The following is a 12,000-nucleotide window of genomic DNA, read 5'->3' as shown; positions in this document are numbered from 1 at the left end:
TGTTGTACCGCCACGGCGAGAACAGCCGGACGTGCCCCCACTCGGCGATCGCGGCACCCGCCGCAGGCCCCGCCTCGAGAACGACGAACGGCAGCCCCCGCTCCTGCAGATGAGCGGCGGCTGCCAGTCCGACCGGCCCGCCACCGATGACCACCACGGGATGCGCAGACAACGGTTCACCGAACACATCATTTTCCGGTGATGCGTCTACTGCGGGCGCGCAGCAGCTGGCACTGTTCGTGACAGTCTCCGCCACGGCGGGAGGCGCGCAACACGTCGTAGTAGAAGAATTCTGACTCATCGCATGTCCCTTCATCAGCCAGCCCATCGTTGACGGGCCGGCGAGCGCCTGAATTGTTTCGAGCGCCATGACATCAGCGAGCACTGATCGATATCTCGATTTCGGTCGAACCGTCGTTTCACCTTGCATTGCGATTAGACTCCTGTCAAGCTAACCGCATGTCGGTTTCCCCCGTGCTGGATCCCTCGACGGCCCAGGGCTGCTGCCCGCCGCTGTCGGCGCAGGCCTTGGCGCCGCAGGTCGCGGGCCAGTTCGCCCCGCTGTTCAAGGCGCTCAGCGACCCGGTCCGGCTGCGGCTGCTGTCCCTGATCGCCTCCACGGCGGAGATGTGCGTCTGTGACCTGACCGACGCGTTCGAGGTCACCGGGCCCACCATCTCGCACCACCTGCGCGTGCTGCGCGAAGCCGGGCTGGTCGACACCGAGAAGCGCGGTACCTGGGTGTACTACCGAGCCCGCCGCGACGCGCTCGACCTGCTCGGCGGCCTGCTCACCACCAGCGCAGCCGCCCCGGCGATCGAGGCCGGCACCTCCTGTGCCGCACCCGGTCCAACACATCAAGATGCAGTGATATCAAGCAATCCTGATGTGGTGCGTCTGCTCGGCGACCCGCTGCGCGCGCAGATCGTGCGGATCCTCGCCGAGGGCCCGGCCACCACCAGCCACCTGGTGACCGACACCGGCGCCAAGCAGCCCAACGTCTCCGGGCATCTCAAGCTGCTGCGCGAAGCCGGCGTGGTGACCACCGAGCCGCGCGGCCGCTTCACCTACTACCGGCTCGTACCCGATGCCCTGCAAGGCGCCGCCCTGCACCTGGCCGACCTCGCCGCGCAGGCGCGCACCCACGACGACATCTTCAGGACCTGCTGACATGACTGCCACCACAGCCGGTGACGCCCCACCGGCGGTCGCCGCGCGCCTGTCGCGCCTCGACCAGTTCCTGCCCTTGTGGATCGGCCTGGCCATGGTCGCCGGGCTGCTGCTCGGCCGGCTCATCCCCGGCCTGAACACCGCCCTGGAGGCCGTGACGGTCGGCGGGATCTCCCTGCCCATCGCGCTGGGCCTGCTGATCATGATGTACCCGGTGCTCGCCAAGGTCCGCTACGACCGCCTCGACACCGTCACCCGCGACCGCAGATTGCTCATCTGCTCGCTGGTGCTCAACTGGCTGATCGGCCCGGCGGTCATGTTCGCCCTGGCCTGGATCTTCCTGGCCGATCACGCGGAGTACCGCACCGGCCTGATCATCGTCGGTCTCGCCCGCTGCATCGCCATGGTCATCATCTGGAACGACCTGGCCTGCGGCGACCGCGAAGCCGCCGCCGTGCTGGTCGCCCTCAACTCGGTGTTCCAGGTGATCGCGTTCGGGCTGCTCGGCTGGTTCTACCTGTCCGTGCTGCCCGGCTGGCTGCACCTGTCCGGCGCCGACCTGCAGGTGTCCGGCTGGGACATCGCCCGCAACGTGCTCATCTTCCTCGGCATCCCCCTGCTGGCCGGATTCCTCACCCGCCGCCTCGGCGAAAAAGCCAAGGGCCGCACCTGGTACGAGGACGGGCTCCTGCCCACGATCGGCCCGGTCGCGCTGTACGGGCTGCTGTTCACCATCGTGATCCTGTTCGCCCTGCAGGGCGACGCCATCACCAGCCGCCCGTGGGACGTCGCGCTGATCGCCGTACCCCTGCTGGTGTACTTCGGGCTCATGTGGGGCGGCTCCTACGCCGTGGGCAAAGCCATCGGGCTGGGCTACGAGCGCACCACCACCCTGGCGTTCACCGCGGCGGGCAACAACTTCGAGCTCGCCATCGCCGTGGCCATCGGCACCTTCGGGGTGACCAGTGGCCAGGCACTCGCCGGAGTGGTCGGACCGCTGATCGAGGTTCCGGTCCTGGTGGCTCTGGTCTACGTCAGTCTCGCGCTACGCCGGCGATTCTTCACCGCGCCGGCCCCCGGGCAGCGCGGATGAGCACCGTCGAGTCCCTTCTGCGCGAGCTACGGAGCGAGATGAACGAACGCTTCGCCAACCACATCGCCCCTGACACCATCAACCGCTACGTCAACGAGACCTACGTGACGCTGCACCGCACCGCCCACGCCGACCAGCAGTTGCCCGACAAGGTCCGCCGGTTCACCATCGACCGGCTCACCGCCTTGGCCCAAACCACAGGCACGATCGGCAAACCGGTGCCCGAGGTGCTGTTCCTGTGCATCCACAACGCCGGGCGCTCACAGATGGCCGCCGCCCTCATGGCACACCACAGCCGCGGCCGTGTGCACGTGCGTTCCGCGGGCTCGCGTCCGGACCCGGCAGTGTCGGCCTCCGCCGCCGCCGTGCTGGCCGAGGTCGGCGTGACCCTGAGCGACGCGTTCCCGAAGCCGTTGACCGACGACGTCCTGCGCGCCGCCGACGTCGTCGTCCTCGCCGGTGGCGCCGACGCCTGCCCCCGTGTGTCCGGTCCCCGCTACGAGGTCTGGGAGCTGCCCCACCCGCCCGGAAGCGACCTGGACGCCGTCCGCGCCGTCCGCGACGACATCGACGCCCGGGTCCGCGCCTTGCTCACCGAGCTCACCACCTGAGACATCTCCCGACCGTCGACCATCAAGGACCCGCTCATGTCTGACAAACCCAGCGTCCTGTTCGTATGCGTGCACAACGCCGGCCGTTCCCAGATGGCCGCCGGCTGGCTGCGTCACCTCGCCGGCGACACCGTCGAAGTGCGCTCCGCCGGATCGGAGCCCGCCGACACCATCAACCCCTCCGCCGTCGCCGCCATGCGCGAGGTCGGCATCGACATCACCGGCCAGACGCCGAAGAAGCTGGAGTGGGAGACCGCCGAGAGCTCCGATGTCATCATCACCATGGGCTGCGGCGACGCCTGCCCCATCTTCCCCGGCAAGCGCTACGAGGACTGGAAGCTCGACGACCCCGCCGGCCAGGACGTCGAGGCCGTACGCCCGATCCGCGACGAGATCCGCACCCGGATCCAGCAGCTGATCGCCGACCTCGTCCCGCACCCCTGAGCGGCGTCATGCGCCTGCTCATCATCGGCGGCAGCGACGCCGGCATCAGCGCCGGCCTCGCCGCCCGCGACCACGACCCCACCGCCGAAGTCACCCTGCTGGTCGCCGACCAGTATCCGAACTACAGCATCTGCGGCATCCCCTATCACATCTCCGGCGATGTGCCGTCCTGGCGACAACTGGCCCACCGCAGCAGCACCGACCTCGAGCGGGCCGGCCTCACGCTGTTGCTGGGACACCGCGCCACCACCATCGACCCCGGCGCGCACATCGTTACGGCCACTCAACCGGACGGCACGACAGCCACCTTCGCCTACGACCGGCTGATCATCGGCACCGGCGCCGTACCCGCAGCGCCGCCGATCAACGGTTTGGACCGGCTGTCCGCCGCCGACGGCGTCCACGTCCTGCACTCCATGGACGACATGTTCGCCGTACTCGCCTCCCTGCAACACCGCGACGCCACCACAGCCGTCATCGTCGGGGCCGGCTACATCGGCCTGGAGATGACCGAAGCGCTCACTATCCGCGGACTGGCCGTCACGGTGCTCGAGCAGCTCGACCAGGTGATGCCCACCGTCGACCCGGAACTCGCCCAGCCGCTGGCCGAACACCTGCACCAGCACGGCGTCACCGTCCAGCACGGCGCCAAGGTACGCAGCATCGCCCGCGACGGCGCCCGGCTCACCGTGGACACCGACCACGGCAGCCACACCGGCGACATCGTGCTGGTAGTCACCGGAGTACGGCCGGAGACCACCCTGGCCGCGACGGCACGAGCCGAGCTCGGCATCCGCGGGGCGATAGCCGTGGACCGCGCAATGCGCACCAGCCTGCCCGACGTCTACGCCGCGGGCGACTGCGTGCACACCTACCACCGGCTGCTGCGCGATCACGTCTATCTGCCGCTGGGCAGCACCGCGCACAAACAGGGCCGCGTCGCCGGCATCAACGCTGCGGGCGGCACGGCCACGTTCGCCGGATCACTGGGCACTCAGGCCGTCAAGGTGTTCGACCTGGTCGTCGCCGGCACCGGGCTGCGTGACGCTGCGGCACGCCGGGCCGGATACGACCCGGTCACCGTGGAGACGACCGCCGACGACCACAAGGCCTACTATCCCGGCGCCACGCCGGTGCGTATCCGCATCACCGGCGATCGCGCCAGCGAACGGCTGCTCGGCGCTCAGCTGCTCGGCTCCCGCGGCGCCGAGATCGCCAAGCGCGTCGACACCTATGCCACCGCCATCAGCTACGGCGCGTGCGTCGAGGACATCGCCGAGCTCGACCTGTCCTACACCCCACCGCTGGGCAGCCCCTGGGACGCCGTGCAACTGGCCACCACCGGATGGTCGCAGGCGATCTCACGCTGACCGCATCACCACACCCCCGTCAGCGCGACCAAATCCGCGGGTGCCCCGGCACGCCAGCCGTCCTCCAGCACCGCCAGAGCATCCGCCGCCGCTGCGCCGGCGAGGCTCGCCGGGCGGGACCCGGCAACCACCACGGCGCGTTCACCGTGCAGCACGACGGGAACCAGCCGTGTGACGCCCGGCGTCGTGTGCACCTGTCCGAACACCGGCAGCCGGAGCAACACCCCGTCCGCGTCGCCCGCGGCCGGGGAGCCGCAACCACTCATCGTGCGCAGCACGGGCAGCAGCAACGTCACGCACGCGACCAGCCCCGCGAACGGGTTGCCCGGCAGCCCGACCAGCCAGCGCCCGCCGGGCAGCGACGCCAGCACCTGCGGATGCCCGGGCCGGCAGGCCACCTGGTCGACGACCAGCCGCGCGCCGGCGCGCTCGAGGACGGACCGCAGATGATCCGCGCGCCCGGCCGAGGACGAACCGCTGACCGCCACGACGTCGGCGTCGGTCGCTGCCAGCGACTCGGCGAGCAGCGCAGGATCGTCGCGCAGCAGTACCTGATCGCTCACCAGCCCGCCGGCCGCGGCCACCAGCGCCGTCACCATCGGCCCGAAGACGTCACGGACCTGCCCGGCGGCGGGCACACCGGCGGGCACCACCTCGTCGCCGGTCACCAGCAGCTGCACCCGCGGCCGGCGATGCACCGCGACCGCGTCCACACCGCCCTGAGCCAGCAGGCCACACACCGCCGGGGTCAGCACCCGTCCCGCGGGCACGAGCTCGTCACCGCACGTGGCGTCCTCACCGGCGCGCCGGATGTGGCTGCGCCGTGTCTGCTCGCCGGAGATCACCGTCGACGTCGAGGCATCGGTGACGGCCCGTTCGTACGGCACGACGGCGGTCGTTCCACCAGGAACCACCGCCCCGGTCATGATCTCCACCGCCTGCCCCGGCGCCAGTGTGGCCGGCCACGGCGCGCCCCCGGCCAGCACCCGCCCCACGATCCGCCACGGCGCACAGCCGTTGACCGCCCAGCCGTCCATGGCCGCCGTGTCGAAGCCGGGCAAGTCGGTCAGCGACATCACCGGCGCCGCCAGAACGCGGCCCGCAGCTTTCGGCAGAGGGACGGTCTCGGCGCCCAGTGGCGCGGGCGCCGACGAGGCGATCGCCCGCGCATCGCGCCAGGGGATCCCCGTCTTGTGCATCTCGGTGCTTGTCACGGCACCACCCTACAATCCACCAAAGTTCTTTGTTGACGACAAAAACCGTTGATGGTTCACTGGCGCGGTCATCACCGTCGATATCACCATCGCGCCGAAGGGGATCCTTCGTGGAGCACACGGCTGCCTACCAGCGCCGCTGGCAAATCCTGGCCGTCCTGTCCCTCAGCCTCGTACTGATCGGACTCGACACGCTCGTCATCCAGCTCGCCCTGCCGAGCGTCCAACGAGAACTCGACACCACAGCGACACAACTACAGTGGGTTGTCGACGCGTACACCTTGACGTTCGGCGGCCTGCTGCTGTTCGCCGGCGGCCTGTCGGACCGCTTCGGGCGCAAGCGCGTACTCACGATCGGCCTCTTGTCGTTCCTGGTGTTCACCCTGGGGGCGGCATTCGCACCCAGCGGTGAGGCCCTCGTGGCCCTGCGCGCCGCCATGGGCGTCAGCGCAGCACTGATCATGCCGGCCACCCTGGCCATCATCAAAGACGTCTTCCCTGCGCAGGAGCAGGGCAAGGCGATCGGGATCTGGTCGGGCGCGGCGGCGATCGGCGTCCCGCTCGGCCCCGCCGTCAGCGGCCTGCTGCTCGACCACTACTGGTGGGGCAGCATCTTTCTCATCAACGTCCCCGTGGTCGCCATTGCGGTGATCGTCGGGCTCTTCCTCATCCCGGAGTCACGCAACCCGAGCCACCCGGGCCTGGACCTGCTCGGTGCGGCGCTGTCGGTCACCGGCCTGGTGGCCATCGTGTACGGCATCGTCGAAGCACCCCGGCACGGCTGGGACAGCCCGGCCACGCTCGGTGCGCTCGGCGCCGGTGTCGTCCTGCTCGCCTTGTTCGTGTGGTGGGAAAGGCGCACGTCCAAGCCCATGCTCAGCGTCGGGCTGTTTCGCAACGTCCGCTACGGCGGCGGCGCCCTGACCATCACACTCGTGGCCTTCGGTCTGTTCAGCGCCCTGTTCCTGCTGACGCAGTACCTCCAGTTCGTCCTCGCCCTGGACCCCATGCAGGCAGGCATCCGGATGCTGGCCGTCGGCACCATGATGCTCGGCGCACCACTGTCGCCCGTGCTGGTCGAACGCATCGGCCTCAAACTGACAGCAGCCGCCGGGATGCTGCTGTGCACCGTCGCCGCGGTCATGCTGGCCGGCCTGACCGTCGACGCCCAGGCCCAGGCCCTGTGGGGACTGGCGGTGCTGGGCCTCGGCGTCGGCATCGCCCTGCCCGCCGGCACCGACGCGGTCATGGTCTCGGCCCCCGCACACCAGGCCGGGGCCGGCTCGGCCGTGGCCGACGCCGCGATGCAGATCGGCGGCACCCTCGGCATCGCCATCACCGGGAGCGTCGCCACCACCCTCTACCGCGATGATCTGGGCACGGTGCCCGGAGCGGACATCGCCCGCGACTCCATCGGCGCCGCCGCAGCCGCAGCGGCTCAACTCGGCGGTGACGGCGCCCGCGCACTGCTCGACGCGGCCAACCGGGCCTTTGCCGCAAGCCTGGACGCCGCCTACATCAGCGCCGGCGTCGCCATCGCAGGCGCCCTCATCGCCCTGCTGATCCTGCCCCGGCACCGCCAGGAACCGGCCCCGGCCGAGGCCAGTCCCCAGCCGGAACCCGAGCCCGCGGAACTCTGACAGGCACCAGCGCACACTGGTCAGGCAGGCTTGTACGGTCGGGTAGCGCCAGCCCTCAGGAGAGCATCGTGGAAACCTCGTCAGCACCCATGTCCGTCAGTGCAACCGCAGCCCTGCTGCGCGAGCAGAACGCCGCCCGGGTTCTCACACCCAAACTGCGCGCACTGGCCGACGAGACCCGCCTGACGCTGATGCTGCTGATCGCTGAGCGCTCCCGCACCGTCAAGGAACTGCAGGAGGCCACCGGCCTCAGCCAGACTCTGGTCAGCCACCACCTCGGCCTGCTACGCGAACAGGAGCTCGTCGAGGCGGTGGCCGAAGGCCGCAGCAACCGCTACACCGTCTGCTGCTCCGCCCTCACCGAACCGGTGCGCCTCCTGTCAAGTCTCGCCGGGCTCGCACCAAACGCCACGGGACACTCCCCCGCAGCATCCTGACCGCAGGAACACGCAGAGCACAAGCCACCAACAGCCAGCTGAATCTTCAGCAGGCTCGTTCGAGGGTGACCGGCCCGACGGGCCTCGCCCCGGCAAGCACGCGTGGCCACTCACGAGGGACAGGCCTTCCACCGTTCGAGGGCTGCAACCGCACAGGCCTTCCGCTGACCGCACCCGAGGGAGTACGCCGGTGGGTAGGGAACGGCCCTCGCACCCGAGGTGATCACCATGGCGTCTGGTCCAGCCAGCCTACGAACCGAACTACCGCCACCTGCACCGACTCTGACGGCCTGGCTCGAGACCCCACCTGCACGCACCCGGCGGCGAGGAAGGCCGGCAGACCGAACTGCCGCGCCCGGTCTGCGTTTTGCGTTCTACGGCCGGACCTCGACCGGACGGTTTCAAGATCCGGCGTCGTCACAGACATGGCAGCGCGACGCCGCACTGGCGGCTATCGCCGGCCGCGGTCAGATCGTGGCGCAGTTCTTCGACGTCGGCTATTCGCGCTCACTGCCCTGGCAGCGTCGCCCGCAGGCCGCGGCATTGCTGCGGGAGGCGACCAGCCGGGAGCGCCGGTTCGACGCGGTGGTGATCGGCGAGTTCGAGCGGCATTCACCGCCGCGCAAACCCGCAGCATCATCGCCCAGCTGCACGCCTACGGCGTACACGTGTGGATCGCCGAGTGCGACGGCCCGGTCGATCTGACCGATCCGGAACACCGGGCGCTGCTACGCATGCTCGGGCACCAGTCGCAGCGCGAGGTACTGCGCGCCCGACGACGCACCACCGCCGCCATGAGCGCCCAGGCCCGCACCCAGGGCCGGCACCTGGGCGGGCGACCGCCGTACGGCTACCGCCTGGTCGAAGCCGGACCACACCCCAACCCCCAACACGCCGCCTGGGGACGCAAACTCATGCGCCTCGACCCCGACCCACAAAGCGCACCCCAAGTGCAGTTCATCTTCTCCCAGCGCCTGGCGGTACCAGCACCGCCGGGATCGCCCGCACCTTGAACGCGCTCGGCGTGCCGCCGCCCTCGGCACACGACCGGGCCCGTAATCCGCATCGCTCCGGTGTTGCCTGGACGCTGCGCACGGTCGCGGCAATCCTGGCCAACCCGCGCTACACCGGCCGGCAGGTCTGGAAACGCCAAAGCGTCGATCACCGGGAACTACGACCCGGGGACAAAACCAGCCGCCCACCCGGGGTGAAACCGACCCGGCACTGGAACCCCCGCGACCAGTGGGAGATCTCCGAACCGGGCGCACATCCGGCGTTGGTCAGTGAGGCCGACTTCCTCGCCGCACAGGAGATCAGCGTCCTCGCTGTGGCCGATGACGCCAACCCGCGGCGCTACCAGCTCACCGGGCTGGTGATCTGCGGGCTGTGCGGGCGCCGAATGGAAGGACACTGGGCGCACGGCCGGGCCCGTTACCGGTGCCGGCACGGGCACACCAGCGCCAGCGACGCCCAGCCCGACCGGATGACAACGCTGTACGTGCGCGAGGACCACATCCTCGCCGAGATCCGGGTGCAGCTGGCGCACTATCTGGCCACTACGCCGGACAGCATCGAGGTTGCGAGGATTCCCGCGAAGTTGCGCCTGCAGACGCTTTCGGTCGTGTGCACACCGGTCAGCATCGTCCTGGACACCGGTGACAGTGATCTCGGCGACCCATCAGATCAAGAGGACGACGAGCCCGACCAAGGTCAACTTACACTGCCAGGGATCCGCATCCCGCGACCGCGGCCCGCAACGAAAAACGCCCACCTCGATCATCCGCCGAAACGTGAATGATCGTGGTGGGGGTTTACGTGTCCGAGGGGGGACTTGAACCCCCACGAGTGGTACAGGTACCACAAGGGTATCTGTGTTCATGTGCGGAGCCTATCAGCAATGACCGCGTTTCGGCGACCCGTGACACAGAGAATTAGCCACCTCTGACAGCGGTTTCGCGGCGCCGAGTGGCCCTAATCTTTGGTCCGTTCGAACTGGGATTTTCAGGCCGCGAGGGCACAATTCTCACGCCAGCGCCACGGAGTTTTCGACTGGTTCCGGTCGCACTCTGAATAATCCCGGGCTGAACTCATCTGATTTTGCCCATAGATCGGCGATATCGACGCTCGGCGGCCAGCGGGTGCCGGCAGTCCAGATGACGCCCTCCAGGTCCTCGTCGCTGAAAAGTGACGTGCGCAAGTCTGCACCGTCGACTTGAGCGTCTATCAGTCGAGCGCCGCGCAGCACAGCTCCGCCGAGGTCCGCGCCGGTGAGATCGGCACCCTTCAGTGAGGCCTGGACCAGGTTCGCGTCGCGTAGGACCGCATGCCTCAACAACGCTCCGTCAAGATCTGCTCCACCCAGGTTGGTGCCACGAAACTGAGCGTCTTCCGCGCGCGCGCCGACCAGGATGGCATCCATCAGGTCAGCTCCGTCAAGGTTCGCCCCAGTGAGGTCTGTCCAGCGGAGGTTGGCACCCCTCGCCTTCACTTCTGCCAGGCGCGCCCCCGCGAATAGCGCCCCGCCCAGATCCGCATCAGGCAGATCCGCATTTTGCAGGTCGGCTCCTGTGGCGTCGATCTTTTTAGCCTTGACGTCGCCAAGATAGGAATTCGCCAACCTCGCCCGGATGAGCTTCGCCTCAAACAATTCAGCCGATGTAAACTTTGCCCGGTTCAAATCGGCGTCGGTGAAATTCACCCACCGCAGATCCGCGTGACTCATGTCTGCGCCAGAAAGGTCGGCTCCGGTGAAGTCGTGGTCGATGAATTTGCCGCCGCGCAGTTTAGCGCCCGCCAGGTTGGCTTTCGTCATGTCCTCAGGAACGTGTGGACGCGCCTGAGAGATCGGCTTTCTTCCCAGGGCGGCAACGAGGGGCCAGAATCGCCCTCCGGGGTTATGCCTGTTCGTCGGCACATATGGTGGAACGTTGCGGGCGAGAGCAACGAGGAGTCGCGCGGCGAAGCTGCTATTCTGCATCGCGCGTCTCCATCGCCCTATTTTCAATATGCTCTTCGGGGTCCGTATCTCGTACGCTCGCCTGGCTTGGGCTACTTGAGAGATCGGAGGCGGAGCTGGATCGTGAGGTCTCGTCGGCTGGCATGCCGACCGGGAAGTTGGCCGCCAGCTTCTCGATGATCAGCGGAGCTGCCACCCCGATCGCGACCGCGCCCATCCGGTTGCTTCCCCCGGCGGCTGCGGCCAGTCCGGCGCCGATCATGAGACGGATGGCTATCGACGTCAGATACGGCCATCGCTGGTCTCGCCACTTCCAGGGCCACGCTTTGGTCCGTAGGGTGATGGCGCGCCACTCGAGCCCCTCGACCGCAGCTGCGCCAAAAAGGCCCCAGATGGCGCATTCGACCAACGTCACGCGTCGACGATAGTGGATGAATCCCAGTGCTCGCGACAGCGGCCTGGCCGGCATCCGCGATGCGCTATTCGACGGCTTCGCACTTGTGGCGACTGACCTGCGCACCACGTCACCCTCGCGCAGCATCTCCCGATGATGCCCGATGGTGCATTGACGTAGCTTCTGGTTGCACTACACGCTCTGCGCGACAAGTTGATAGCAGAGGGTCGATGTGGGAAGTCCGGTCGAAGTCCGGCGCTGGCCCGCAACGGTAGGCCGCGGCTGTTGGTGCGGCGAGCCCGAATGCCCGTCGCCGCTGGACCGCTCTTCACCCGTCGTGGCGCCGGGTCGCAGCAGCCCACCGTGCACCGCTGGGCCGTGCCGACCGGATGTCCGGAAAGGTTTCGCCTGATGGCCGAGCCCCACCGTTCCCGTCGGCGCACGCTCCTCGTCGCCGCCCTGGCATCTCTGCTTGTCATCGCGCTCGCCTCCGTTGCCCACGCCACAACGCCAGCACCGGCGCCGCTTGCTGCGGGCTGGCTGGCGCGGCAGATGGTCGACGGCGCTTCGCCCACCCAGGCGTCCACCTCAATGCGACGCCGCGCACCGGGTACTGGCGACCATATTGCCGCGTCGGCAGCGGTCGGCGCTGCGTAGAACGCGGATGGCTC

The 12,000-nt window shown here is 68.8% G+C and carries 13 protein-coding genes and 1 pseudogene; 10 read left to right on the top strand and 4 right to left on the bottom strand.

Going from position 1 to position 12,000, the window contains the following annotated elements; all coding sequences use genetic code 11:
- The coding region (locus RBH18_RS44225) for an FAD-dependent oxidoreductase (protein ID WP_372339061.1) at window positions 1–187 on the bottom strand (187 nt) is incomplete at its 3' end.
- A gap of 272 nt (window positions 188–459) precedes the next feature.
- Here RBH18_RS44225 and RBH18_RS40375 point away from each other — a divergent pair.
- The 6 genes and pseudogenes from RBH18_RS40375 to RBH18_RS40350 form a co-directional block, all read left to right on the top strand.
- Window positions 460–816, top strand: a pseudogene (locus RBH18_RS40375) (ArsR/SmtB family transcription factor); the annotation flags it as partial.
- 51 nt (window positions 817–867) lie between these two features.
- The gene (locus tag RBH18_RS40370; protein ID WP_372339060.1) at window positions 868–1,170 is read left to right on the top strand and encodes an ArsR/SmtB family transcription factor; all 303 of its coding nucleotides are present in this window, start codon (window positions 868–870) and stop codon (window positions 1,168–1,170) included.
- Between the two features lies 1 nt (window position 1,171).
- Window positions 1,172–2,263 carry an ACR3 family arsenite efflux transporter gene (gene arsB, locus RBH18_RS40365; protein WP_306215806.1) on the top strand — a complete coding sequence of 364 codons (1,092 nt, stop codon included), beginning with the start codon at window positions 1,172–1,174 and terminating at the stop codon, window positions 2,261–2,263.
- Window positions 2,260–2,874 carry an arsenate reductase/protein-tyrosine-phosphatase family protein gene (locus RBH18_RS40360; RefSeq protein ID WP_306215805.1) on the top strand — a complete coding sequence of 205 codons (615 nt, stop codon included), beginning with the start codon at window positions 2,260–2,262 and terminating at the stop codon, window positions 2,872–2,874. Before arsB ends, RBH18_RS40360 begins: the two co-directional genes overlap by 4 nt.
- A 36-nt stretch (window positions 2,875–2,910) precedes the next feature.
- Window positions 2,911–3,318, top strand: a complete 408-nt coding sequence (locus RBH18_RS40355; protein ID WP_306215804.1) for an arsenate reductase ArsC — start codon at window positions 2,911–2,913, stop codon at window positions 3,316–3,318.
- Window positions 3,319–3,326: 8 nt separating this feature from the next.
- Complete coding sequence (locus RBH18_RS40350; protein WP_306215803.1) at window positions 3,327–4,688, top strand: FAD-dependent oxidoreductase; 1,362 nt, start codon at window positions 3,327–3,329, stop codon at window positions 4,686–4,688.
- Between the two features lie 5 nt (window positions 4,689–4,693).
- Here RBH18_RS40350 and RBH18_RS40345 read toward each other — a convergent pair whose 3' ends face one another.
- Entirely contained in the window at window positions 4,694–5,902 is a 1,209-nt protein-coding gene (locus RBH18_RS40345; RefSeq protein WP_306215802.1) for a molybdopterin molybdotransferase MoeA, read from the bottom strand.
- A 110-nt stretch (window positions 5,903–6,012) separates the two neighbouring features.
- Here RBH18_RS40345 and RBH18_RS40340 point away from each other — a divergent pair, with 110 nt between their 5' ends.
- The 4 genes from RBH18_RS40340 (at window position 6,013) to RBH18_RS40325 (ending at window position 9,777) form a co-directional block, all read left to right on the top strand.
- Window positions 6,013–7,542 (top strand): MFS transporter, encoded by a 1,530-nt coding sequence (locus RBH18_RS40340; protein ID WP_306215801.1) that lies wholly within the window; start codon window positions 6,013–6,015, stop codon window positions 7,540–7,542.
- 68 nt (window positions 7,543–7,610) lie between these two features.
- A complete protein-coding gene (locus RBH18_RS40335; RefSeq protein ID WP_306215800.1) occupies window positions 7,611–7,979 on the top strand; it encodes an ArsR/SmtB family transcription factor in 369 nt (122 codons plus the stop codon).
- A gap of 668 nt (window positions 7,980–8,647) precedes the next feature.
- The gene (locus RBH18_RS40330) at window positions 8,648–8,992 is read left to right on the top strand and encodes a serine integrase family protein (protein WP_306215799.1); all 345 of its coding nucleotides are present in this window, start codon (window positions 8,648–8,650) and stop codon (window positions 8,990–8,992) included.
- Window positions 8,989–9,777, top strand: a complete 789-nt coding sequence (locus tag RBH18_RS40325; protein WP_306215798.1) for a recombinase family protein — start codon at window positions 8,989–8,991, stop codon at window positions 9,775–9,777. Before RBH18_RS40330 ends, RBH18_RS40325 begins: the two co-directional genes overlap by 4 nt.
- A 225-nt stretch (window positions 9,778–10,002) precedes the next feature.
- Here RBH18_RS40325 and RBH18_RS40320 read toward each other — a convergent pair whose 3' ends face one another.
- Window positions 10,003–10,791 (bottom strand): pentapeptide repeat-containing protein, encoded by a 789-nt coding sequence (locus RBH18_RS40320; RefSeq protein WP_306215797.1) that lies wholly within the window; start codon window positions 10,789–10,791, stop codon window positions 10,003–10,005.
- A gap of 154 nt (window positions 10,792–10,945) precedes the next feature.
- Window positions 10,946–11,350 carry a hypothetical protein gene (locus RBH18_RS40315; RefSeq protein WP_306215796.1) on the bottom strand — a complete coding sequence of 135 codons (405 nt, stop codon included), beginning with the start codon at window positions 11,348–11,350 and terminating at the stop codon, window positions 10,946–10,948.
- Window positions 11,351–12,000 lie beyond the last annotated feature (650 nt).

This window comes from Actinoplanes oryzae (genome assembly GCF_030757795.1).
Taxonomy (GTDB): Bacteria; Actinomycetota; Actinomycetes; order Mycobacteriales; family Micromonosporaceae; genus Actinoplanes.
Note: the sequence above shows the minus strand (reverse complement) of the source record. Positions and strands in the feature narration are given on the sequence as shown.

Excerpts from the sequence above, each read along its gene's own strand:
- arsB (WP_306215806.1), top strand. The coding sequence starts at position 1,172 with ATGACTGCCACCACAGCCGGTGACGCCCCACCGGCGGTCGCCGCGCGC.
- RBH18_RS40360 (WP_306215805.1), top strand. The coding sequence starts at position 2,260 with ATGAGCACCGTCGAGTCCCTTCTGCGCGAGCTACGGAGCGAGATGAAC.
- RBH18_RS40355 (WP_306215804.1), top strand. The coding sequence starts at position 2,911 with ATGTCTGACAAACCCAGCGTCCTGTTCGTATGCGTGCACAACGCCGGC.
- RBH18_RS40350 (WP_306215803.1), top strand. The coding sequence starts at position 3,327 with ATGCGCCTGCTCATCATCGGCGGCAGCGACGCCGGCATCAGCGCCGGC.
- RBH18_RS40320 (WP_306215797.1), bottom strand. The coding sequence starts at position 10,791 with ATGACGAAAGCCAACCTGGCGGGCGCTAAACTGCGCGGCGGCAAATTC.